The 24556-nt window shown below is 65.4% G+C and carries 19 protein-coding genes and 1 tRNA gene; 17 read left to right on the top strand and 3 right to left on the bottom strand.

Annotated elements, in window-relative coordinates; all coding sequences use genetic code 11:
* Window positions 1–35 precede the first annotated feature (35 nt).
* The 11 genes from cobM (at window position 36) to KKQ75_RS07890 (ending at window position 10474) form a co-directional block, all read left to right on the top strand.
* Window positions 36–872: a precorrin-4 C(11)-methyltransferase gene (gene cobM / locus KKQ75_RS07840; RefSeq protein ID WP_213361369.1), complete on the top strand. Its 837-nt coding sequence runs from the start codon at window positions 36–38 to the stop codon at window positions 870–872.
* Window positions 869–1822, top strand: coding sequence for a sirohydrochlorin chelatase (locus KKQ75_RS07845; RefSeq protein WP_213361370.1), 954 nt, complete (start codon window positions 869–871; stop codon window positions 1820–1822). The genes cobM and KKQ75_RS07845 overlap by 4 nt, the downstream gene beginning before the upstream one ends.
* 21 nt (window positions 1823–1843) lie before the next feature.
* Window positions 1844–2539, top strand: coding sequence for a precorrin-8X methylmutase (locus tag KKQ75_RS07850; protein ID WP_213361371.1), 696 nt, complete (start codon window positions 1844–1846; stop codon window positions 2537–2539).
* Window positions 2540–2566: 27 nt separating this feature from the next.
* Complete coding sequence (locus KKQ75_RS07855) at window positions 2567–3790, top strand: cobalt-precorrin-5B (C(1))-methyltransferase (RefSeq protein WP_213361372.1); 1224 nt, start codon at window positions 2567–2569, stop codon at window positions 3788–3790.
* Window positions 3791–3797: 7 nt separating this feature from the next.
* On the top strand, window positions 3798–5105 hold the full coding sequence (gene cbiE / locus KKQ75_RS07860; RefSeq protein ID WP_213361373.1) for a precorrin-6y C5,15-methyltransferase (decarboxylating) subunit CbiE: 1308 nt from the start codon (window positions 3798–3800) through the stop codon (window positions 5103–5105).
* Window positions 5105–5935 carry a precorrin-2 C(20)-methyltransferase gene (gene cobI / locus KKQ75_RS07865; protein WP_213361374.1) on the top strand — a complete coding sequence of 277 codons (831 nt, stop codon included), beginning with the start codon at window positions 5105–5107 and terminating at the stop codon, window positions 5933–5935. Before cbiE ends, cobI begins: the two co-directional genes overlap by 1 nt.
* Window positions 5932–6741: a cobalamin biosynthesis central domain-containing protein gene (locus KKQ75_RS07870; protein WP_213361375.1), complete on the top strand. Its 810-nt coding sequence runs from the start codon at window positions 5932–5934 to the stop codon at window positions 6739–6741. Before cobI ends, KKQ75_RS07870 begins: the two co-directional genes overlap by 4 nt.
* A gap of 55 nt (window positions 6742–6796) precedes the next feature.
* Complete coding sequence (locus tag KKQ75_RS07875; RefSeq protein ID WP_213361377.1) at window positions 6797–7294, top strand: cobalamin biosynthesis protein; 498 nt, start codon at window positions 6797–6799, stop codon at window positions 7292–7294.
* A gap of 95 nt (window positions 7295–7389) precedes the next feature.
* Complete coding sequence (gene cobJ / locus KKQ75_RS07880; protein ID WP_213361379.1) at window positions 7390–8436, top strand: precorrin-3B C(17)-methyltransferase; 1047 nt, start codon at window positions 7390–7392, stop codon at window positions 8434–8436.
* Between the two features lie 131 nt (window positions 8437–8567).
* Window positions 8568–8975, top strand: a complete 408-nt coding sequence (locus KKQ75_RS07885) for a (2Fe-2S) ferredoxin domain-containing protein (protein WP_213362718.1) — start codon at window positions 8568–8570, stop codon at window positions 8973–8975.
* Window positions 8972–10474, top strand: coding sequence for a cobyrinate a,c-diamide synthase (locus KKQ75_RS07890; protein ID WP_213361381.1), 1503 nt, complete (start codon window positions 8972–8974; stop codon window positions 10472–10474). The genes KKQ75_RS07885 and KKQ75_RS07890 overlap by 4 nt, the downstream gene beginning before the upstream one ends.
* Window positions 10475–10575: 101 nt before the next feature.
* Here KKQ75_RS07890 and KKQ75_RS07895 read toward each other — a convergent pair whose 3' ends face one another.
* Complete coding sequence (locus KKQ75_RS07895; RefSeq protein ID WP_213361382.1) at window positions 10576–11994, bottom strand: PLP-dependent aminotransferase family protein; 1419 nt, start codon at window positions 11992–11994, stop codon at window positions 10576–10578.
* 199 nt (window positions 11995–12193) lie between these two features.
* Between KKQ75_RS07895 and gabT the strand changes: the two genes are divergently transcribed.
* The 6 genes from gabT to KKQ75_RS07925 all read left to right on the top strand — a co-directional run bounded on the left by gabT (window position 12194) and on the right by KKQ75_RS07925 (window position 19516).
* Window positions 12194–13492, top strand: a complete 1299-nt coding sequence (gabT, locus tag KKQ75_RS07900; protein WP_213361383.1) for a 4-aminobutyrate--2-oxoglutarate transaminase — start codon at window positions 12194–12196, stop codon at window positions 13490–13492.
* A 151-nt stretch (window positions 13493–13643) separates the two neighbouring features.
* On the top strand, window positions 13644–15092 hold the full coding sequence (locus KKQ75_RS07905; protein WP_213361384.1) for an amino acid permease: 1449 nt from the start codon (window positions 13644–13646) through the stop codon (window positions 15090–15092).
* A 38-nt stretch (window positions 15093–15130) separates the two neighbouring features.
* A complete protein-coding gene (locus KKQ75_RS07910; RefSeq protein ID WP_213361385.1) occupies window positions 15131–16318 on the top strand; it encodes an acyl-CoA dehydrogenase in 1188 nt (395 codons plus the stop codon).
* Window positions 16319–16396: 78 nt separating this feature from the next.
* Entirely contained in the window at window positions 16397–17620 is a 1224-nt protein-coding gene (locus tag KKQ75_RS07915) for a CaiB/BaiF CoA transferase family protein (protein ID WP_213361386.1), read from the top strand.
* A 217-nt stretch (window positions 17621–17837) separates the two neighbouring features.
* Window positions 17838–19310 carry an NAD-dependent succinate-semialdehyde dehydrogenase gene (locus KKQ75_RS07920; protein ID WP_213361387.1) on the top strand — a complete coding sequence of 491 codons (1473 nt, stop codon included), beginning with the start codon at window positions 17838–17840 and terminating at the stop codon, window positions 19308–19310.
* Window positions 19311–19442: 132 nt separating this feature from the next.
* Window positions 19443–19516: transfer RNA gene (locus tag KKQ75_RS07925), tRNA-Gly, on the top strand.
* A gap of 328 nt (window positions 19517–19844) precedes the next feature.
* On the opposite strand, the gene KKQ75_RS07930 is transcribed toward KKQ75_RS07925, so the two are convergent.
* Window positions 19845–21293, bottom strand: a complete 1449-nt coding sequence (locus KKQ75_RS07930) for an efflux transporter outer membrane subunit (RefSeq protein ID WP_250131036.1) — start codon at window positions 21291–21293, stop codon at window positions 19845–19847.
* On the bottom strand, window positions 21290–24541 hold the full coding sequence (locus KKQ75_RS07935) for an efflux RND transporter permease subunit (RefSeq protein ID WP_213361388.1): 3252 nt from the start codon (window positions 24539–24541) through the stop codon (window positions 21290–21292). The genes KKQ75_RS07930 and KKQ75_RS07935 overlap by 4 nt, the downstream gene beginning before the upstream one ends.
* Window positions 24542–24556 lie beyond the last annotated feature (15 nt).

The raw sequence follows: 24556 nt of genomic DNA on the forward strand, positions 1-24556 counted from the left end.
CCGGGCTTTTGCCGTTTCTGTTTCTGGTTTTTCCCATGCAATTCTCTTCCCTGCCAGGCAAGGTCTGGTTTGTCGGCGCCGGCCCCGGCGATCCGGAGTTGCTGACCGTCAAAGGGCGCGACCTGATCGCGCAGGCCGGTGCCATCCTGTTTGCCGGCTCGCTGGTGAGCGAGGCCGCCACGCGCTGGGCGCCTGCCGGCTGTGTGATCGCCGACAGCAAGGACATGACGCTGGAGCAGATCTGCGCCTGGCTGATCGCGCAGGCGCAGCAGCACGCCGTGGTGGTGCGCCTGCAGACGGGCGATCCTTCGCTCTACGGCACGCTGATCGAGATGGCGCAGCCGCTGGATGCGGCCGGCATACCGATCGCGGTGGTGCCGGGCGTGACCTCGGCCATGGCCTCGGCCGCTGCGGCGGTGGAGAGCCTGACACTGCCCGAGGTGACGCAAACCGTGATCCTCACGCGCGTGGAAGGCCGCACGCCCATGCCCGAAGGCGAAAGCCTGCGCGAACTGGCCCAGCATCGCTGCACGCTGTGCATCTACCTCTCCATCACCCTGCTGCACAAGGTCGAGAGCGAACTGCGCGCCGCCGGCTGGCCGGAGGACGCGCCCATGCTGGTGGTGCACAAGGCGAGCTGGCCGGGCGAGGAGCGCATCCTGCGCGGCACGCTGTCCACCATCAAGGCGATCTGCCGCGAGGCCGGCGTGGTGAGCCAGAGCATGATCATCGCCAGCCCCACACTGGGTGCCCGCCAGTGGCCCGAGTTGACCAAGTCGCGCCTGTATGACGCCGGCTTTACCCACCGTTTCCGCCGCGCCAGTGCGCCTGCGGATGACGTTTCCCCCTCTTCCTCCGGAACCCCGACATGACGACTCCTACCCTGCTGCTGGTTGGCCATGGCTCGCGCGAGCCGGGCGGCAACGCAGAAATCGAACAATTCGCACGCCGCTGGCGCCAGGACCGGCCCGAGTGGCACATCGAGGTGTGCTTTATCGAGTTTGCCGATGTGCTGCTGGACGAAGGCCTCGACCGTGCCGCCGCCCATGCGCAGCAGCATGATGGCAAAGTGCTCGTATTGCCGCTGATCCTGAACGCCGCCGGCCATGTGAAAGGCGACATTCCCTATGCCCTGGAGCAGGCGCGCCAGCGCTTTCCGCAAGTGCAGTTCGACTATGCACCGCATCTGGGCGCCTGCGAGCCGGTGCTGACGGTGCTGCGCCGCAAGCTGCGCCATGCCATGCACCGGCTGGACATGCCCGATCCGCAAGGCACCGGCGTGATCCTGCTGGGACGCGGCTCCAGCGACCGCAAGGCCAATGGCGAGGTCGCCAAGATGGCACGCTGGCTGTGGGAGGAAACCGATCACGAGCTGGTGGATGTGGCCTTTACCGGCATCACCTACCCGCGCCTGGAACGCGTGGTGCAACGGCACATGCTGCTGGGCATGACGCAGATCGTGATCCTGCCCTACTACCTGTTCACCGGCACGCTGATGCACCGCATCGACCGCCAGGTGGAGCATCTGCGCAAGCAGTATCCGCAGCTGCGCTTTGCGCACAGCCAGTATTTCGGCTTCGAGCCGGAGGTGTTTGCGCTGCTGGACGAGCGGGTGGACAAGTGGCTGCGCGGCGCGCCGCATGCGACGGTGCGCTATGACGTGGCGGGGTATGTGCCGCACAGCCATGATCACCATGATCATGCGCATGGCGAACACGGACATGACCATTCGCACGACGGGCACCACCATGCGCATGCACACGACCATGGCGACGACGGCAACGACGCCGTGCGCCACTGCACGCATGTGTCCCACCACTGATTCGCACTTCACGGGTTTGCCATGAGCACCATCAACACTGTTACCGAGCAGCTCACGCGCGCCGGCCAGGTCATCGAGCATGACAGCTTTGCCATCATCGACAGCGAAGCCGGCCCGCACGTCTATACCGAAGGCCAGTGGCCCATCGTGCGCCGCATGATCCATGCCAACGCCGATTTCGAATTCAACGGCCTGACGGACTTCCATCCCGATGCGGTCGAGGCCGGGCTGCAGGCGCTGCTCGATGCCAAGGCGCGCGGCGGCATCGCCATGGTGGCGGACGTGGAAATGATCTGCGTCGGGCTGTCCAAGCCACGGCTGTCGCACTTCGGCGTGATGACGCACCAGTTCATCAGCGATGCCGACGTGATCGCGCAGGCGCAGCAGGAAGACACCACGCGTGCCGTACAGGCCATGCGCAAGGCGCATCGGCTGGGGTTGCTGGATGGCGCCATTGTCGGGATCGGGAATGCTCCCACCGCGCTGATCGAGCTGGTGCGCCTGATCCGCGAGGAAGGTGTGCGCCCGGCGCTGGTGGTGGGCATGCCGGTGGGTTTTGTCTCTGCCGCCGAAAGCAAGGATCTGATGGCCGAAGTGCAGGAAGTGCCGTGGATCGTGATCCGCGGGCGCAAGGGCGGCTCCACGCTGGTGGTGGCTGCGCTGCACGCACTGCTGGCGCTGGCCGAGGCGCGCCAGAAGCAGGCCGTGGCTGCCTGAAGCCTTCTGACCACGGAGCTTTCAAGCATGGAAGGCAAACCCCAGAAAGGCACGCGCACCGGCTTTACCACCGGGGCCTGTTCGGCCGCAGCCGCACGGGCCTGCGCCGTGGGCATGGTGCATGGCCTGGTTCCGCCCCATATCACCAGCCTGCTGCCCAATGGCGACCGCGTGAGCTTTGCCGTGGGCGAGGGGATGGTCGAGGGCGAAGGCGTGGAGCGCCATGCCCGTGCCTGGATCGAGAAGTTCGCCGGCGATGATCCCGACTGCACCGACAAGGCCCACCTCACGGTGGACCTGCGCGTGCTGCCAGGGCAGGTCGGCCGCATCGTCTATCGCAACGGCGAAGGCGTGGGCACGGTGACCATGCCCGGCCTGGGCCTGGAAGTGGGCGGCCCGGCCATCAACCCGGTGCCGCGCCAGAACATTGCCGACAACCTGCGCGAGGCACTGGACGAGCTGGGCAGCGACCTGCTGCAGCGCCACGGGCTGGAGGTGACGATCAGCGTGCCCGGCGGGCAGGACATGGCCAAGAAGACCACCAATGCACGACTGGGGATTCTGGGCGGCATCAGCATCCTGGGCACCACCGGCATCGTCAAGCCCTACTCCACCAGCGCCTGGCGCGCCAGCGTGGTGCAGGCCATCCAGGTGGTGTCCACGCTGGGGCATGACGTGGTGGCGCTCACGACCGGCGGACGCACCGAGAGTTTCGCCATTGCCGAACTGCGCAAGGACCACCCGGAACTGCCCTCGGCCTGCTTCATCCAGATGGGCGACTTTCTGCGCTATGCGCTCGATGAAGTGGTGGCGCAGGGCATCCGGCTGGTGGTGCTGGGCGTGATGGTGGGCAAGCTCACCAAGATCGCCCAGGGCGAGACCATCACCCACGCCAACCGCAACGTGGTGGATACCGATCTGGTGGCGCGCATCGCACGGCAGATCGGCGCCAGCGACGAGGATTGCACCGCCATTGCCGACGCGCAAACCGCGCGCTTCGGCGCCGAGCTGATGGTGGAACGCGGCCTGGGCGATGCCTTCCACCATGCGCTGGCTCAGGCCGCCATCGACACCCTGACTGCACCGGATCGCTATGGCGATGCCTTCCAGATCCGCGTGCTGGTGTGCGACTTTGCCGGCAACAAGGTGGCCGACGTGCTGTCGCCGCCGGTGCCCGCGCGCCCGCGACCCGAAAGCGCCGGCCGCACCGGCATCGGCCACACCCATTCATCTGACTTCGATACGGAATAAGCCCGGCATGCAGACTCTTGCCAAGGACCCCAACCCCTGCCGCGTGATCGGCGTGCTCGACGATGGCGCCGAGAGCCTCACGCCGACCGCGCTGGCGCATATCCGCAATGCGGATGTGATCATCAGCTGGGCCGACAGCCTGACGCTGTTCGCACCCCTGTTCAAGCCCGGCGCCCAAGTGCACGACGCCGGCGGCAAGCTGTCGGAAGTGCCCGAGTGGGTGCGGTCGGCGCGTGCGCTGGACCTGCGCTGTGTGGTGCTGGCCACCGGCGATCCGCTGTGCTTTGGCGTGGGCAGCTATCTGGCTGCGCGCCTGTGCGTGCAGGCGGTGGACGTTCTGCCCAATGTGTCCACCATTCAGTTGGCCTGTGCGCGGCTGGGATTGTCCTGGGCCGACATGAAGCTGGCCTCGATCCACACGCGCGATACCGGCGAGTGGGAGCGCGGCGCTCCGCCCTCGCATGGCATGTATGCGCTGGCGCAATTGGTGCGCCGCCATGCGCGTCTGGCGGTGCTGACCAGCCCCGAGAACACGCCGGGCCGCATCGCGCGCATGCTGCAGCGCGAAGGCCTTGCGGAAGATTTCCGGATGGCGGTGGCCGAGCGCCTGGCCAGCGCGCAGGAGCGCGTGCTGGGTGAGCTGAGCGTAAATGAGGTAGCCACGGCCGAGTTTGCCCATCCCAACGTGGTGCTGCTGTGGCGCCAGACGCCGCTGCCAGAACCGGTGCTGACCAGCCAGGCCGACAGCGCCTTCACCCAGCGCCAGCCCGACAAGGGCTTGATCACCAAGCAGGAAGTGCGCGCCGTGTCGCTGGCGCGGCTGCAGTTGCGCGCCTCCAGCGTGGTGTGGGACATCGGCGCAGGCAGCGGCTCGGTGGGGCTGGAGGCGGCGCGCCTGTGCTCCAGCGGGCACGTGTTTGCCATCGAGAAGAACGCGGGCGATTTCGCCATTGCACAGTCCAATCACGCGGCGTTTGGGGTGAGCAACTACAGCCTGTTCAACGCCAAGGCGCCAGAGCTGCTGGATGGGTGGCCGGATCCGGACGCGGTGTTTGTCGGTGGCTCGGGCGGCGAACTGGAAGAGCTGATCCGGCTGATTCTGCGGCGCCTCAAGCCGGGTGGTCATCTGGTGATGAACTTCGTGACGCTGGAAAACCTGGCGACAGCCACCGCGACGCTGCAGGCGCTGGAGGACAGCGGCATCCAGTGGGATGTGCTGCAACTGCAGGCTGCCCGCAGCAAGCCCATTCTGCACATGCACCGCATGGCCGCCGAAAACCCGGTCTGGATCGTGACCGCGAAGAAGGAATGTTGATGAACCATGAATCTCCATTGAGTGCGGCGGCTGGCCTTGCCGGCAAGCCGGTAATGGGCACCCTGATCGGCGTGTCGCTCGGCCCCGGCTCGCCCGGCCTGATCACGCGCGATGCCTGGGAGCAGCTGCAGCGCACCGATGCGGCCTGGGTCTATCCCGCACGCAGCGGCAAGACCCCGAGCTATGCCTTCGACATCGCCAGCCGCGCCGGCCTGCAGCCGCCGGCCGAGCATGCGCAACTGCTGTTCCCGATGACACACGATGGCGAGAAACTCGCCGCTGCCTGGCTCAAGGCCGCGCACGCCATCCTGCCCTGGCTGGAAGCCGGCCGCGACGTGCTGTTTCTGGTCGAGGGCGATGCCAGCACCTATGCCACCTTCGGCCATCTGGCGCGCACGGTGCAGCAGCTGGATGCGGCGATTCCCGTGCGCACGATTGCCGGCGTCAACTCGTTCACCTCGGCCTGTGCCGATGCGGGCATTGCGCTGGCAGAGCAGGACGATACGGTGGCCATCATTCCCGCCGCCTATGGCGTGAGCGCCATCGACCGGCATCTGAAGGAGTTCGACACGCTGGTGCTGATGAAGATCAAGCCGCTGCTGAACGAGCTGCTGGACTGGCTGGAGCAGCGCAATCTGCTGGAAGAAGCCTGGTTCATCGAGCGCTCCGGCGCCGAGGATGAACGCCACCTGAGCGGGCGCGAACTGCTGACGCTGCGAGATACCAAGATCAGCTACCTCTCGCTGATGATCATCAAGCATCCGCACCGCGTGCGGGGGGAGCGGATCAAGGGGTGTCTGAAAAAGGACCGGGCGGGAGTTGCCGCATGAGCACGGATCACAAGGTTGTCACTTCGGCCCCGGCGGTCCCCGAGGAGCAGGTGCGTGTAGCACTGGTCGCCATCACCAAACACGGCGCGGCGCAGGCGCTGGAGCTGGCCGGCCGCTGGCCGGAGCATCTGCCGCCGGCGCATATCTGCACCTCCGCCAAGTTTGGCGAGGTGTTCGCCGGGCTGCCCAATCCGGTCCATGTCTACACCGGCGCGCTGAAGGAAGAGATTCCGCGCCTGTTCGCCGAGCATGACCAGCTGGTGTTCTTCGTCTCGCTCGGCGCCGTGGTGCGCCTGATCGCCCCGCATTTGCGCAGCAAGGACGAGGATCCGGGGGTGATCGTGGTGGACGATGCGGGCGAATATGTGATCCCCGTGCTGTCGGGCCATGTAGGCGGCGCAAATGCCTGGAGCGAGCGCGTGGGCGCCCTGATCGGCGCCACGCCGGTGCTGACCACGGCGTCGGATGTGGGCAAGACGATTCCGGTGGATATCCTTGGCCGCCATTTGGGCTGGCGTGTGGAAGCGCCCAAGATCAACATCACGCGCGTGTCGGCCGATGTGGTCAATGGCGAAGCGATTGCCTTTGTGCAGGAAGCCGGCAGCCACCATTGGTGGACGCGCCCCAACCCGCTGCCCGCCAACGTCGAACTGCTGGAGCGCTTCGATCAGGTCGATCCGGCCCGCCACCGCTCGGTGCTGTGGGTGACGCATGCCGAGCTGGATGCGCCATTCTGGCAGCAATGGCACGAGCGGCTGGTGGTGTATCGCCCTCCGGTTGGACAGCAGGAAGATGACCGTGGTTGAAGCGCAAGAACTGACGCAAAAGCCGGCGCCAGATGCAAACCAAGCCTCGACGCCCATGCAAGGGCAGGCAACGCAGCTCTGCGCGCTGGGCCTGGGCTGCGACCGCGGCACGCCTACGGCGACGCTGCAGCAGGCCATCGAGCAGGCGCTGCTGCAAGCAGGTCTGCAATGGCACCAGGTGGCCGCCGTGGCGAGCATCGACCTCAAGGCGGACGAGACCTGCATGCAGGAAATCAGCCGCCAGCATCACTGGCGCATGCGCTTTTTTCCGGCGCAGCGACTGGCGGGCGTTGCGGTGCCCAATCCGAGCGAAACCGTGCGCAAGTACACCGGCACGCCATCCGTCAGCGAGGCAGCGGCGCTGCTGGTGGGCGGCCTGCTGCTCGGCCATGCGCAAGCCCTGCCCGCCCGGCAACTGCTGGTGGAGAAGCACAAGCTCCGGGGCCAGGATGGCCGCAACGCCACCGTGTCAGTCGCCATACTGCCAGCGCATGCCTTGCCCACACATGCCCTACCCGATGTGCATCGCACGACCGGCCAGCTGGCGCCCTGATACGTCCTGACCAACCCTCTCCTGGCCCCTCGGAAGGCGCCCCGCAATCCGAACAAAGCCCAGGTGCAAACCCCTTATTCAAGAAACGGATTCCCATGACCACGACCTCCCCCTCCCGCAACGGCAAGATCATGCTGGTCGGCATCGGCCCCGGCGACGCCGGCAGCATGACGGCGCGCGCTCGCGCAGCCATCCAGGAAGCCGATACCATCATCGGTTACGTCACCTATATCAAGCTGGTGGCCGACCTGATCGAGGGCAAGGAAGTGATCCGCAAGAGCATGACCGAGGAGCTGGATCGTGCCATCGAGGCGCTGGAGCGTGCGCGCGAAGGCAAGAAGGTGGCGCTGGTGTCGTCCGGTGACGCCGGCGTGTACGGCATGGCCGGCCCGACCTTCGAAGTGCTGTTCCAGGCCGGCTGGACGCCGCCCGAGGTGCATGAGGAAGAAGCCGAAGACGGCAGCATCCGCCGCGTGGTGGCCGATGGCATCGAGGTCGAAATCATCCCGGGCGCTTCCGCCATCAACGCCTGCGCGGCGCTGGTCGGTGCGCCGCTCACGCACGATTTCTGCGCGATTTCGCTGTCCGACCTGCTCACGCCCTGGCCCACCATTGCGCGCCGGCTGGATGCCGCCGCCGCTGCCGATTTTGTGGTGGCGCTGTACAACCCCAAGAGCGGCCGCCGCACCCAGCAGATCGTGCAGGCGCAGCGCCTGTTCCTGCGCCATCGCGATCCCGCTACGCCCGTGGCCATCGTCAAGTCCGGCTACCGCCGTCGCCAGAATATCGTGCACACTACACTCGCCGAGATGACGGATTGCGATATCGGCATGCTGAGCACCGTGCTGATCGGCAACAGCAACACCTTTGTGCGCCACGGGCTGATGGTGACACCGCGCGGCTACGCCAACAAGTACGAGGTGGAAGGCAGCAAGAGCACGCGCGACGGCGAGAAGGCCGGCCGCTCGCTCAGCACCGGCCTGGCCGGCTGGCAGGAAACCGTGCGCGAGGCGCATGCGTCCGGCAGCAGCATCGACACGCTGGCGGCAGAATACCGCCTGCCCGCCGACTACATCCGCATGACCATCGAGGAACCTGTGCTGGACGGCGCGGAAATCACTGAAGAAGGAATTGAAGCATGAATGAAGCCAAGGTCGCGGAGCTGCGCAAGGAATGTCTGACCTGCGAGCGCGGATGTGATGCCGCGGTGGAGATGGCCCTCCAGAGCAGAAACGCCACTTTGCAAAAGAACGGCGCGCCAGCCGACACGGCCATGCACGACGGCGCGGCCAGTAGCGCGGCAACTTCCTCGGATGCCGTCAACACGGGCGTGACCAAGCCGAAAATCAGCCACTACCGCCGCCACCTGCTGCTGTGCGTGGGCCCGCGCTGCACGCAGGATGGACAGTCGCAGGCACTGTACGACAGTCTGGGCGAGCGCTTCAAGGCCGCCGGCCTGCAAGACGGAGCCCTGCGCGTCAAGCGCAGCCGCGTGAGCTGCTTTGCCGCCTGCAAGGGCGGCCCCATCGTCTGCGTGCAGCCCGATGGCGTGTGGTACTACAACGTGACTTCCGCCAATATGGATCGCATCATCGACGAACATCTCGTCCACGGGCGCGTGGTGGAAGACCTGGTGTTCCACCAAGGGCCCGACGTGCACGGCGATGACGACGCACCATGACCGCCTGCGTTGCCCTGCTGATCGCCGCCCCCGCTTCGCGCCAGGGCAAGACCACACTCACCGCCGGGCTGGCGCGCCTGCATGCGCGCGCCGGAAGGCGCGTGCAGGTGTTCAAGTGCGGGCCGGATTTTCTGGATCCGTACTGGCATGAACTGGCCAGCGGTCGGCCGGTGTACCAGCTCGATCTGTGGATCAACGGCGAGCAGGACATCCGCGAGCGCCTGCATCGGGCCGCGCAGGAATCGGACCTGATCCTGATCGAAGGCGTGATGGGGCTACACGACGGCAAGCCGAGCGCGGCCGATATTGCGCGGCTGCTGGATATTCCGGTGCTGTGCATCCTGAGCGCGGCGGCCATGGCGGATACCTTTGGTGCCGTAGCGTATGGGCTGCGTCGCTATCCGCATCCGTCCGGCAAGCCGCTGCCCTGGGCTGGCGTGCTGGCCAACCATGTGGGCAGCGAGCGCCATGCGGGCATGCTGCGCGACAGCATGGTGGACGATCACTTCTGGGGCCACCTGCCGCGCGATGCGGGGTTCAGTCTGCCGGAGCGGCATCTGGGGCTGGTGGTGGCGCAGGAGGTGGAAGACGCCACGGTGCGACTGGATGCGGTGGCGGATGCGCTGGCCCGGACCGAGCTGGGAGCGCTGGCGTGGGCGCCGCAACAAGCGATGATGGGCACATCGGACGCTCCATCGTTGGAGACCAAGACGGCAACTTCTTCTGATGCGCCTGCTTTCGATCGGCCTCCTTCTGGTCTAACTGTTTCAGCGGCTCTGAAAGCGGACCCGGCAGAAGAAGCCCCAGCGCAGCTTTCAGCCAGCTCCCACCCCATTTCCAGTTGGCAGGACTGGCGCGTCGACTTCGCGCCTCCTGCGCTGCAGCCGCTGCCCCGTTTACTGGAAGGCAAAACCATCGCCATCGCGCGCGATGCCGCGCTGTGCTTTATCTACGCGGCCAATCTCGATACCTTGCACGCCATGGGCGCCACAGTGGTGTCCTTTTCGCCGCTGGCCAACGAGTCGCTTCCGGAATGCGATGCCCTGTGGCTTCCCGGCGGCTATCCCGAACTGCATGCCGAAACCCTGGCGCAAGCCACTATCAGCCGCGATAGCGTGGCAGCGCACGTCCGGGCGGGCAAGCCGGTCTGGGCCGAGTGCGGCGGCATGATGCTGCTGTTTGAAACCCTGACGCAAAAGGACGGCAGCACGCAGCCCATGTGGGGCTTGCTACCGGGAAAAGTAACCATGCAGCCGCGTCTGGCCGCCCTGGGCAGCCAGCAGCTGGATTGGGGCATGGGCACACTGCGCGGCCACACCTTCCACCATTCGCGCGAGAACACGCCGCTGGTGCCGATCGCGCACACCCAGCGTCCCTCCACTGGAGAGCAGGTGGATGCGCTCTACCGCCATGGCAGCATCATGGCGAGTTACTTCCATGCCTGGTTTGCGTCCGAACCGGCAGTGACGGCGATGCTCTTTACGCAAATGCCCGAGTAACGGGCCACGGCGACGACGTGTTCACACCGGTACAACAGGTCAAATGATCAGCGTTCACGTTGTCTTGTCTCACGCGCTGGCTGCCGGTCCTGGTGGGCGTGCTACGCCGCTGCGTCCCCCTCTGGGTCGGCCCGCCCGATCTCCTGCTGCAGGAAATCGAACACCGCCTCATCCTCGCAAAACGCCACATTGAAGCGCAGCCATGGGCTCGGCTCCAGCCCTGGCGAAAACAGATGCCCCGGGCCAAGCAGGATATCGTGCTCCGTGGCGCGCAAGGCCAGTTCATTGGCATCGGCAATGCGAGGATGACGCACCCACAGGAACATGCCGGCCTTGGGCTCGGTGAACAGTTCGAAGCCCAGCTCCAGAAAGCGCGCCGCCACCTTCTCATGGGCTGCGGTGAGGCGGTCGCGCAGCGTCTTGGCATGCTTGCGCCAGCGGCCGTCGATCAGCGCGCCGTAAACGATGCGCTCCGACAATTCGGCCGAGGTGAGCCCCGAAATCATCTTGAGTTGCGCCAGATCCTCGATCAGTTCGGGGTTGCACGCCATATAGCCCACGCGCAGGTTGGGGGAAATGGTCTTGGAAAAACTGCTGATGTAGACCACGCGGTTGAGTTGGTCCAGGCTGGCAAACGAAGGATGCGGGCGCGGGTCGAGATCACTGTAAATGTCGTTGTCCACCAGCGTGACATCGTATTTTTCCGCCAGTTGCAGCACGCGGTACATATGTGCGAGCGTGGCGGATGCTCCGGTCGGGCAATGCAGGCGCGGCTGGGTGAAAAACACCTTGGGCCTGCGTTCTTCCAGCAGGCGTTCGAGCAGCGCCAGATCGTAGCCCTCCTCGGTACGTGGCACGCCCAGCAGCTCACCGCCGAGCAGGCGCAGGCCAAAGCACAGGTTGGCATAGCTCGGGTCGTCGATCAGCACCGGATCGCCTGCATGCACCAGGCGGCGCGCGATCAGGTCGAGTGCATGGCTGGAACCTTGTGTAAGCAGGATCTGTTCGGTGGTCACCGCCACTTCATGCTCAGCCAGCAGGTCACGCACCAGCTGGCGCAGCGGCGCAAAGCCCTTGGGCTCGCCATAGCCGCTGATGCTGATCTCGCCCGAAGCCAGTGTGCGCAGCGCACGGCGCACCCCATCGCCGAACAGCCAGTCTTCCGGCAACCAGCCGCAGCCGGGTTTGCGGCTGAGCCCGCGGTGCTCGAAGATGCGCCGCATGTAGTACATGGAGTCGAAATCGTAGCTGCCACCGGCTGCGGGCACCAAGCCCTCGTCCTGCCGACGCCGGCGCACGAAAAATCCCAGGTGCGGGCGCGACACGAAATAGCCCTGCGCCACCAGCCGGTCGTAAGCGTCCACCACCGTGTACACGCTCACGCCATGCGCGTGCGCAAACTGCCGGATGGAAGGGAGCTTGGAACCCGGACGCAGCGAACCTTCCTCGACCAGACGGCTGAAGCCGTCCACGATCTGCTGGACGAGAGACACGGAAGAGGAAGAGTCGAGTACGAACATGGCAATCACAGTCCCGGTGGGCGGGAACCACCAACACCTCAAAACTAGGGGTTAGTACCGATCGGGTTTGTTTGTACAGCACACACCCCCTGCACAGTACCAGTCGCCGCAGGCACAAGCTGTATATGTTAGCCCTTCGGCCCGGTCTATAGAGTGGCATCCCACTGTTCGCCAATGTTATTCACCGGAGAAGGAAGCCATGCTCGACACCACCAAGACCACCAACGCCAGCCTGTACGCGCGCCGCGAAGCGGCCATTCCGCGCGGCGTGGGCCACACGCACCAGATCTTCATCGACCGTGGCGACAACGCCGAGATCTGGGACGTGGAAGGCAAGCGCTACATCGACTTTGCCGGCGGCATCGCCGTGCTCAACACCGGCCATCGCCACCCGCAGATCATGGAAGCCGTGCAGCAGCAGATGACGCGCTTCACGCACACCTGCTTCCAGGTACTGGCTTACGAAAGCTATGTGGAACTGGCCGAGCGCCTGAACGACAAGGCGCCGGGCAATTTCGCCAAGAAGACGGTGTTCCTGTCCACCGGCGCCGAAGCCGTGGAAAACGCCGTAAAAATTGCGCGCTGCCACACCGGCCGCGGCGGCGTGATCGCTTTCAGCGGCGCCTACCACGGCCGCACCTCGCTGACCATGGCGCTGACCGGCAAGGTCGTGCCCTACAAGGCCGGTTTCGGCCCCTTCCCCGGCGAGATCTTCCATGCCCGCTTCCCCAACCCCAAGCGCGGCGTGACGATCGAGGATTCCATCGAATCCATCGAACAGATCTTCAAGAATGACATCGAGCCGAGCCGCGTGGCGGCCATCATCATCGAGCCGGTGCAGGGCGAAGGCGGCTTCAACCCGGCGCCGCGCGCGCTGCTCGAGCACATCCGCGCCGTGTGCGACCAGCACGGCATCGTGATGATCGTGGACGAGGTACAGACCGGCGCCGGCCGCACCGGCACCTGGTACGCCATCGAGCAGAGCGGCGTGGTACCGGACATGATCACCCTGGCCAAGTCGATGGCCGGTGGTTTCCCGATTTCCGCCGTCACCGGCCGCGCCGAGATCATGGACGCACCGGCACCGGGCGGTCTGGGCGGCACCTATGCCGGCAACCCGATCGGCTGCGTGGCCGCGCTGGCGGTAATGGACACCTTCGAAGAGGAAAACCTGCTGCAGCGCTCGCGTGACGTGGGCCAGCACATGGTGGCCAAGCTCGAAGGCATAGCCGAGAAGCATCCCGAGCTGGCCGACATCCGCGGCCTGGGCGCCATGGTGGCCGTGGAGCTGTGCAAGAACGGCGACATGCAGCAGCCCGCGCCCGAGCTGGCCAAGGCGATCTCTGCCGAAGCCGCACGCCGCGGTCTGATCCTGCTGACCTGCGGCACCTACGGCAACGTGCTGCGCATCCTGGTGCCGCTGACGGCCAGCAATGCGCTGCTGGACGAGGGCCTGGAGATTCTTGCCGCCAGCGTGGAAGCGGCCAAGCAGGCCTGATCCGTTTTTGTCGGGGGCGCCGGGCACACACCCTTGGCGCGGGAACAAGGCATGCAGCAGTCCTGCCCTCCCGCCGCCGGGCCGGCGCACCCCGATGTTTATCCGGAGCCCCTCGGCTCCCCCGGTACGAGAAAATAAACGAGGAGACATCATGACAACACAAGCCTGCGGTGTCCAGAGCGGCACCACGCTGAAAAACGGATTGCGCTCGCGGCACCTCACCATGATTTCGATCGCCGGCGTGATCGGCGCTGCGCTGTTCATCGGCTCCGGCAAGGTGATCGCCAACGCCGGCCCCGCGGCCATCCTGGCCTATATCGCAGGCGGCATCGTCGTGGTGCTGGTCATGCGCATGCTCGGCGAAATGGCCGTGGCCCAGCCCGACACGGGCTCATTCTCCACCTACGCAGACCGCGCCATCGGGCGCTGGGCCGGCTTCACCATCGGCTGGCTGTACTGGTACTTCTGGGCGCTGCTGATGGGCTGGGAAGCCTACGTCGCCGGCAAGATCCTGCACAGCTGGTTCCCCATGATTCCGATCTGGGGCTATATGCTGATCGTCACCGTCTCGCTCATCCTGGTCAACCTGATGAAGGTGAAGAACTACGGCGAGTTCGAATTCTGGTTCGCGCTGGTCAAGGTCACGGCCATCGTGGTGTTCCTGATCATCGGCCTGCTCGCGCTGACGCACCTGTGGCCCTGGGGCCAGCCGGATGCCGTCGGCTTCACCCATCTCACCAAGGAAGGCTTCATGCCCAACGGCTTCGGCGCCGTGGTCACCGCCATGCTCGGGGTGATGTTCGCCTTCATCGGCGCGGAAATCGTCACCGTGGCCGCCGCCGAATCCGACAACCCCAGCAAGGAAATCGTCAAGACCACCAAATCCGTGGTGTGGCGCATCATCCTGTTCTACGTCGGCTCCATCTTCATCGCTGTCTGCCTGGTGCCCTACAACGACCCGCTGCTCAAGGACGCCACCTACGGAACCTATACCGTCACGCTGACGCGCCTGGGCATTCCCGAAGCGCGCCACATCGTCAACTTCGTGGTGCTGACCTCCGTGTGCAGCTGCTTCAACTCCGCCCTGTACACCTGCTCGCGCATGCTGTATTCCCTGTCGCGCCGTGGCGATGCGCACCGCATCATGCAGATCACCGGCAAGAACAGCGGCAGCCCCTGGGTCGGCGTGCTGATCTCCAGCATCTTCTCCTTCGTTGCCATCTACCTGACCGCGACCGAGAAAATGGACATTTACGACGTGCTGATGTCTGCCACCGGCACTGTCGCCATGTACGTGTACCTGTGCATCGCCATCTCCCAGCTCAAGATGCGCCAGAAACTGCAAGCTTCGGGCAAACCCATTGCATTCAGGATGTGGCTGTTCCCCTGGCTGACCTACGCCGTGATCTTCGCCATCGCCGCTTCGCTGGTGGTGATGGTGTTCGAGGGCACCTACCGTACCGAAGTGATCTACACCTCCGTGCTGGCCGCAGTGATTATCGCCATGGGCCTGATCGCACAGAAATTCAACATCGGTGGACAATCGCAACAGAACACCGCTCCCCTGGTGGGCCTGCAGCCTGAAGCCAGCGCCACCTGACATCTCCTGTTTTTGTATCCAGAAGGAAGTTCAAGAAAATGCTCCAGAGAACCACCCGCACCGCCTTTCAATGGGATGACCCGCTGCTGCTCGACCAGCAACTGAGCGACGACGAGCGCATGGTGCGCGACGCCGCTGCCGCCTACTGCCAGGACAAGCTCGCCCCGCGCGTGCTCAACGCCTTCCGCAACGAGCAGACCGACCTGACCATCTTCCGCGAGATGGGCGAACTCGGCCTGCTCGGCCCCACCATCCCCGAGCAATACGGCGGCCCCGGCCTGAACTACGTCTGCTACGGCCTGATCGCCCGGGAAATCGAGCGCGTCGACTCCGGCTACCGCTCCATGGCCAGCGTGCAGTCCTCGCTGGTGATGGTGCCCATCTACGAGTTCGGCAACGAGGCCACGAAGCAGAAGTACCTGCCCAAGCTGGCCACCGGCGAATGGATTGGCTGCTTCGGCCTGACCGAACCCAACCACGGCTCCGACCCCGGCAGCATGGTCACCCGCGCCAAGAAGGTGGACGGCGGCTACAGCCTCACCGGCTCCAAGATGTGGATCACCAACTCGCCGGTGGCTGATGTGTTCGTGGTCTGGGCCAAGGACGATGAAGGCGCGATCCGCGGCTTTGTGCTGGAGAAAGGCTGGAAAGGCCTGAGCGCTCCGGCCATCCACGGCAAGGTCGGTCTGCGCGCCAGCATCACCGGCGAGATCGTGATGGACGAGGTATTCGTGCCGGAAGAGAACGCCTTCCCCGAGGTGCGTGGACTGAAAGGCCCGTTCACCTGCCTGAACAGCGCGCGCTACGGCATCGCCTGGGGCGCGCTGGGCGCGGCCGAAGCCTGCTGGCACACGGCGCGCCAGTACACCATGGACCGCAAGCAGTTCGGCAAACCGCTGGCGGCCAACCAGCTGATCCAGAAGAAGCTGGCCGACATGCAGACCGAGATCACGCTGGGCCTGCAGGGCGTGCTGCGCCTGGGCCGGATGAAGGACGAAGGCACGGCCGCGGTGGAAATCACCAGCATCTTCAAGCGCAACAACTGCGGCAAGGCGCTGGAGATTGCGCGCATGGCACGCGACATGCTGGGCGGCAACGGCATCAGCGACGAATTCGGCATTGCGCGCCATCTGGTGAACCTGGAAGTGGTGAATACCTACGAGGGCACGCATGACATCCATGCGCTGATCCTCGGCCGCGCCCAGACCGGCATTGCCGCCTTCTAAGCAACTCTTGTCTCCTCCCCCCGCCCTGCCGGCCCGCGTGCTGGTGGCGGCGGGGCTTTTCATCCGGAACATCTGCCCATGACAAGTACACCCCCGCGCCCGCAACCTCTGACCGGCATCCGCGTGCTCGACCTGTCCCGCGTGCTGGCCGGCCCCTGGGCCAGCCAGATCCTGGGCGATCTGGGCGCCGATGTGGTCAAGGTCGAGCGTCCCGGCAGCGGCGACGACACCCGCGCCTGGGGCCCGCCCTGGCTGAAGGACGCCGACGGCCAGCCCACGCGCGAATCGGCCTACTTCCTCTGCACCAACCGCAACAAGCGCTCCATCACCGTGGACATGGCCAGCCCCGAAGGCCAGCAGACGCTGCGCGATCTGGCCGCCAAGGCCGACATCGTGCTGGAAAACTTCAAGACCGGCGGCCTGCAGCAATACGGCTTGGACTACGCCAGCCTAAATGCCATCAACCCGCGCCTGATCTACTGCTCCATCACCGGCTTTGGCCAAAGCGGCCCCTACGCTGCGCGCCCCGGCTACGACTTCCTGATCCAGGCCATGGGCGGGCTGATGAGTATCACCGGCGTGCCCGATGACGAGGCCGGCGCCGGCCCGCAGAAAGTGGGCGTGGCGCTCACTGACATCCTGACCGGCCTGTACGCCACCATCGGCATTCTGGCCGCGCTGCAGGAGCGCAACCGCTCCGGCCTGGGCCAGCATATCGACACCGCCCTGCTCGACGTACAGGTCGCAACGCTTGCGAATCAGGCCTCCAACTATCTGGTCGGTGGCGTGGTGCCGCGCCGCATGGGCAATGCCCATCCCAGCATCGTGCCCTACCAGACCTTTCCCACGGCCGACAGCGACATGATTCTCGCCGTCGGCAACGATGGCCAGTTCGCCCGCTTCTGCCTGGTGGCCGGCCACCCGGAATGGGCGCAGGACGAGCGCTTTGCCACCAACCCGCAACGCGTCAGGCACCGCGCCGAACTGATTCCGCTGCTGCGCCAGACCACCGTGATGCGCACCACCGCCGAATGGGTCAGCGCGCTGGAACAGGCCGATGTGCCCTGTGGCCCGGTCAACCGGCTGGACCAGGTGTTTGCCGATCCGCAGGTGCAGGCACGCGGCATCCGCGTCGACCTGCCGCATCCGCTCGGCACGGTATCGACCGTGGCCAGCCCGGTGCGTCTGAGCGCCACGCCGGTGCAGTACCGCCGCCCACCGCCGCTGGTGGGGCAGCACACGGAGGAGGTGTTGCGCGACTGGCTGCAGGCCGAAGCGACGGAAGTAGCAGCGCCGGCATGACGGCGACGCATATCGGGATGGGAGGCGCGCGGTATCGGCAGCTGATGACTACAGAGCCTACTGAGCTTCCGAGCTACGGCAGGACTCTCGCCACCGTCAGTCCGGCGACTGCCGATCTCCGAACCGCTTTTCCCTCATCCAGCCCACTGGCTTTCCGATTTTCTATACTGCCCCAAGACAATAACCCCTGTTTCAAGAACCCAGCATCGAGACAACCATGACCACCAACAACTCCCCCCTGCTCCAGCTCAAGGACCCCACCCTGCTCAAGAACGCCGGCTACATCAACGGCGCCTGGGTGGAGGGCGAAGGCACCTTTGCCGTCACCGATCCCGCCACCGGCCTGGAACTGGCCCAGGTTGCCAACCTCACCGCGGCCCAGACCCAGCAGGCCATCGACGCCGCCGAGGCCGCCCTGCCCGCCTGGCGCGCCATGACGCACAAGCAGCGCAGCCAGTTGCTGCGCAAGTGGTTCGAACTGATCCTCGCGCACCAGGATGACCTGGCCCGCCTGATGACCGCCGAACAAGGCAAACCGCTGGCCGAAGCCACCGGCGAAGTGGTGTACGGCGCCAGCTTCGTTGAGTGGTATGCCGAAGAAGCCAAGCGCACCTACGGCGAAACCGTGCCCAGCTTCGCGCCCGACCGTCGCGCCATCGTGCTGCGCCAGCCGATCGGCGTCTGCGCCGCCATCACGCCCTGGAACTTCCCGGTCGCCATGATCACGCGCAAGGTCGCGCCCGCCATCGCGGCCGGCTGCACCGTGGTCGTCAAACCCGCCGAATTCACCCCGCTGTGCGCGCTGGCTCTGGCCGAACTGGCGCACCGCGCCGGCATCCCGGATGGCGTGATCAACGTGATCCCGACCGAGCACGCCGCCGCCGTCGGCAAGGTGCTGTGCGACAGCCCGGTAGTGCGCCATCTGAGCTTCACCGGCTCCACCGAAGTCGGCCGCATCCTGATGGCGCAGTGCGCACCCACCATCAAGAAGCTGGCGCTGGAGCTGGGCGGCAATGCCCCCTTCATCGTCTTCGACGACGCCGACGTGGACAGTGCCGTGGACGGCGCCATGGCCAGCAAATACCGCAACGCCGGCCAGACCTGCGTGTGCGCCAACCGCCTGTACGTGCAGGACGGCATCTACGACGCCTTCGTCGCCAAGCTGGCCGAGCGCGTGAAGGGCCTGAAAGTGGGCAACGGCTTCGAGCCCGGTGTGACGCAGGGCCCGCTGATCGAGCCCGCTGCGCTGGACAAGGTCAAGGAGCACATCGCCGATGCGGTCTCCAAGGGCGGCAACATCGTCACCGGCGGCAAGCCGCTGCACGGCCAGTTCTTCGAGCCCACCATCATCGCCAACGCCAGCCAGGACATGCGCGTGGCGCGCGAGGAAACCTTTGGCCCGCTGGCGCCGGTGTTCCGCTTCAAGACCGAGCAGGAAGCGATCGACGCTGCCAACGCCACCGAATTCGGCCTGGCCAGCTACTTCTACAGCCGCGACATCGGCCGCATCATCCGCGTGAGCGAGGCGCTGGAATACGGCATGGTGGGCGTCAACATCGGCCTGCTGGGCAGCGAACAGGTGCCGTTCGGCGGCGTCAAGCAATCCGGCCTGGGCCGCGAAGGCTCGCACCATGGCATGGATGAATACCTGGAGATGAAGTACGTGAACCTGGGGGATGTGCTGAAGTAAGACGGTTCTCCTGAACGGCGTCTCCGCAACCGGAGTCGCCGCCAATCTTCTGCACAACTGCCTGCCAACTCATACAAGCAGTCTTTCTTTTCTCGCAGTCTTACGGCAAAGCCCGCTACAATTTCCCTCTCTGCGGGCGTCGTTCAATGGCAGGACCTGAGCTTCCCAAGCTCAAGACGTGGGTTCGATTCCCATCGCCCGCTCCACATCGTGCGCGATTCAGCCCGTGGCAAAAATAGCCGGAGTCAATAAATACTACAATAGTAGTATTTAACCATGTCTCTGGATGATCGCACATACGTCAGGGATCGCACCCGACGCCGCTACCTCGCCTGGCTCGAAAGCGACGAAACGTCCGATCCCCGCGGCCCAATCTACCACCCCAAACAGTTCCGCTCAGACCGACAGAGCAAAAAGGGCCAGCCACCAGACATGAACTGGAAGCTGACCCTGTTCTGGATCACCCTGTTTGCGCTGCTCTACGTGATCGCCAGGGCATATCTGGCGCAACGCGGCTACCCGCGCTGAGCTTCTTCAGCGCGCAGCGGCAGCCGGCACCGCCGTCACATCCACCAGCCCCCCACCCAGCACCTTGTACAGGTCGATGCGGTTGTTCATCGCCGCCTGGCGTGTCAGCAGCAGCGACTGCTCCAGCGCATAGCTCTGGCGCTGCGCATCCAGCAGATCCAGCGAGCTGGAAATGCCGTTGTCATAGCGCATCTGCACCAGACGTAGACGCTCGCGCTCGGCCTGATACCCGCGCTCCTGTGCAGCGAGCTGGTCCGCCAGCGTGCGGCGTGCCGCCAGCTGATCGGCCACCTCGCGGAAAGCACCCTGGATACTCTTCTCGTACTGCGCCACCGCAATGTTCTTGCGCGCATTGGCCAGATCCAGGTTGGACTGGTTACGGCCGAAATCGAAGATCGGCAGGCTGATCTGCGGCATGAAGCTCCATGCCAGATTGGGGCCGGTAAACAGGTTGTCCAGTTCGCGGCTCGTGCTGCCGAAGCTGCCCGTCAGCGAGATGCGCGGGAAGAAAGCCGCGCGCGCCGCGCCGATGTTGGCGTTGGCCGCCTGCAACTGGTATTCGCTCTGGCGGATGTCCGGGCGACGCAGCAGCACTTCCGAGCTCATGCCTACCGGCAGGGCATTGACCGCCACCTGCTTGCCCAGCGGCAGCGCCGGCGGCAGATTGGCCGGCAACGGCTGGCCGATCAGCAGCTGCAGCGCATTGCCTGCCTGCTCGCGCAAGCGGGTCTGCGCCGCATAGTCCGCATGGGCCGACTCGATCAACGTCTCGTTCTGGCGCAGGTCGATCGCCGAAATCACGCCGGCGTTGAAGCGCAGCTTGGACAGGCGGTAGGTCTTCTCGCGCGAGTCCAGCGCCAGCTTGGACACCCGCATGGCTTCATCCGCCGTGCGCTGCGCCACATAGGCCTTGGCCACTTCGGCGATCAGGCTGATCTGCGCCGCATCACGGGCTTCCTGCGTGGCCAGATACTGGTTCAGCGCGGCGGTGCTCAGGCTTTTCACGCGGCCGAAGAAGTCCAGCTCGAAACCGGTGGAGGCCAGATTGGCGCTGTAGATGTTGCCCAGGGTTTCACGCCCAGTCGGGCTGGCATCGGCCGCTGTGCGCGAACGCGTCATGCCGGCGCCAGCCGCCACGGTCGGCAACTGGTCGGCACGCGCCACGCCGTACTGCGCCCGCGCCGCCTCGATGTTGAGCGCCGCCACGCGCAGGTCGCGGTTGTTCTGCAGCGCCAGTCCGATCAGTTCGCGCAGGCGCGCATCGGCAAAGTACTGCTGCCAGCCGATATCGGCCGCTGCGGGCAGACGCGCATCGCCGCTGCCGGACTGCGTCCAGCCAGCCGGCACCGGCGCCTCGGGACGCTCGTAGGCAGGCATGAGACTACAGCCAGACAGCACGGAAACCAGCAGCGCAGCCGCCAGGCTGCGGGAATGAAGCATTGTTGCGGGCATCATGCGCCCTCCTTGGGAGTGTGACCAATCTCGCGTGCGCCATGGTGCATGGCCGCGCGCTCCTCTGCCGACATGCCCTCCTCGGCTTCCGCCAGGATGCCGTCGACCGATTCAGCCGTAAAACCTGCCTCGGCCGCATGGGCCGCAAAACGCTCCTGCTGCCGCTTGCTGCCCTTGAAGATGGAGCGTACCACCACGAAGAATGTCGGCACGAAGAATACGGCCAATAGCGTGCCCACGATCATGCCGGACATCACTGCGGTGCCAATCTCGCGCTGGCTGGCCGAGCTGGCGCCGGTGGCCAGCACCAGCGGCAACACGCCCAGAATGAAAGCCAGCGAGGTCATCACGATCGGGCGGAAACGCAGGTGCGCCGCAGCCAGCGCCGCTTCCATCGGGCTCTTGCCCTGGGCCTGCAAGTCCTTGGCAAACTCCACGATCAGGATGGCGTTCTTCGCCGACAGGCCGATGATGGTCACCAGACCCACCTGGAAGTACACGTCATTGACCATGCCGCGCGCGCTCACGCCCAGCAGCACCCCCAGCACGCCCAGCGGCACCACCAGAATCACCGAGAACGGAATCGACCAGCTCTCGTATAGCGCAGCCAGGCACAGGAACACCGCCAGAATGGCAAAGCCGTACAGCAGCACCGCCTGGGCGCCGGCCATCTTTTCCTCGCGGGACTGGCCCGTCCACTCGAAACCGAAGCCCGGCGGCAGCTTGCTGGCCAGCATTTCCATTTCGGCCATGGCCTCGCCCGTGCTGTAGCCCGGAGCGGCGCTGCCGGCAATCCGCATGGCCGGGTAGCCGTTATAGCGGATGGACTGCATCGGGCCGGTAATCCAGCGCGTGGTCGCCACCGCCGACAGCGGCACGGCCTGGCCGCGGCTGTTGGTCACCGTGAGCTTGAGGATATCCTCGGGTTGCATGCGCGCGGCCGCCTCTGCCTGCACCACCACCCGCTGCATGCGGCCGGCGTTGGGGAAATCGTTCACATACTGCGAGCCCAGCGCCGTGCCGATGGCTGCGTTGATGGCGCCCACGCTCACGCCCTGCGCCAGCGCGCGTTCGCGGTCGATGTCCACCTGCAGCTGCTGTGCATCTTCCAGCCCGTCCGGACGCACGCCCGCCAGCACCTTGCTCTGCATCGCCATACCAAGCAGCTGATTGCGCGCCTGCATCAGCGCAGCGTGGCCGTTGTCGGCGCGGTCCTGCAGACGGAAGGTAAAGCCGGAAGCCGAACCCAGTTCCGGAATCGCTGGCGGCGTCACCGCAAACACGAAGGCATCACGGATCTGGCTGAGTGCGCCCATGGCACGACCGGCAATCGCTTCCGCGCCTGCCTTGCGCTCGGACCAGTCCTTGAGCGTGACGAAGGCCAGCGCCGCATTCTGCCCGCGACCGGCAAAGCTGAAGCCCAGCACGCTCACCATGGTCTTCACCTCCGGCTGCTTGAGCATGAAGCCTTCCACTTCCTGCATCACGTTGCGCGTACGCTCCTGCGTGGCACCCGGCGGCAACTGCACGTTCACGATCAGGTTGCCCTGATCCTCCTGCGGGAGGAAGCCCGTCGGCAGGCGCATGAACAGCAGCGCCACCACCGCAATCAGCACGGCATAAATCACCATCATCCGCCCGCTGCGGCGCAGCAGCCTGGCTACCCAGCCCTCGTAGCCCTTGGCGGTGCGCGCAAAGCGCTTGTTGAACCAGCCGAAAAAGCCCTTTCTCTCCTCATGGTGTCCGGCCGCCACCGGCTTCAGCAGCGTCGCGCACAGCGCAGGCGTCAGCGACAGCGCCAGGAACGCCGAGAATGCAATCGACACGGCCATCACCGCCGAGAACTGCCGGTAGATGTTGCCGATGGAGCCGGCAAAGAAGGCCAGCGGCACGAACACCGCGATCAGCACCACCGTCACGCCCACGATGGCGCCGGAAATCTGCGACATGGCCTTGCGCGTGGCCTGCAATGGCGGCAGGCCCTCGTGGCTCATGATGCGTTCCACGTTCTCCACCACCACGATGGCATCGTCCACTACGATACCGATCACCAGCACCATGCCGAACATGGTCAGCACGTTGATCGAGAAACCCATGGCGAGCAGCGCACCGAACGTGCCCAGCAGCGCCACCGGCACCACGATCGTCGGAATGATCGTATAGCGGATATTCTGCAGAAACAGGAGCATCACCAGAAACACCAGCGCCACGGCTTCGAGCAGGGTATGCACCACCTTGGTAATGGAAATCTCGATGAACTCCGAGCTGTCATACGGCACGGTCCAGCTCATGCCCTGGGGAAAGAAGCGCTGCAGTTCGGCCATGCGCTGCTTGACCGCCTTGGCCGATGCCAGCGCGTTGCCCGAGGGCGCCAGCTGCACGCCGATACCCACGGCAGCCTTGCCGTTCAGGCGCGCCGAGGTGGCGTACTGCTGCGACCCCAGTTCGATGCGGGCAACATCCTTCAGGCGCACCGCTGCACCATCTCCACTGGCACGCAGGATGATGTTGCCGAACTGCTCCGGCGTTGCCAGCTGGCCCGGTACCACCACCGTGGCACTCATGCTCACGCCCTCGATATTGGGCAGGTCGCCCAATGCGCCGGCAGACACCTGGGCGTTCTGCTCGCGGATGGCATTGGCCACGTCGGCCGTCCCCAGATTGAAGCCCTGCAGCTTGGCCGGATCCACCCAGATGCGCATGGCGCGTTCGGCACCGAACAGCTGCGCCTGGCCAATGCCGGGCAGACGCTGAATTTCGGGCAGCACGTTGCGTGCCGCATAGTCCGTCATGGCGTCCAGATGCGCGTTCGGATCGTTGGACGACAGCATCACGAACATCAGGAAGTTCGAGCGCGCCTTGTCCACGCGCACGCCGTTCTGCACCACCACCGAGGGCAGGCGCGGCTGCGCCCGGCTCAGGCGGTTCTGCACGTCCACCTGCGCCAGGTCGGCATTGGTGCCGGGCTCGAAACTGAGCGTCACCGAGCCCGTGCCGTCGGCCTGCGAGACCGACTCCATATACGCCAGACCCGGCGTCCCGTTCATTTCACGCTCGATCACGGACAGCACGCTGTCGTCCATGGTCTGGGCCGACGCCCCCGGATAGACGGTGTTGATGACGATGGTCGGCGGTGCTACCGCCGGATACTGCGCAATCGGCAGCTGCGTGATGGACAGTGCGCCCAGCACGATGATGAAAAGCGCAATCACCCACGCAAAAATGGGGCGGTCGATAAAGAACTTGGCCATGGTCTGTCGTCCCCG

It is taken from the genome of Brachymonas denitrificans, assembly GCF_907163135.1.
Classification (GTDB): Bacteria; Pseudomonadota; Gammaproteobacteria; order Burkholderiales; family Burkholderiaceae_C; genus Brachymonas; species Brachymonas denitrificans_A.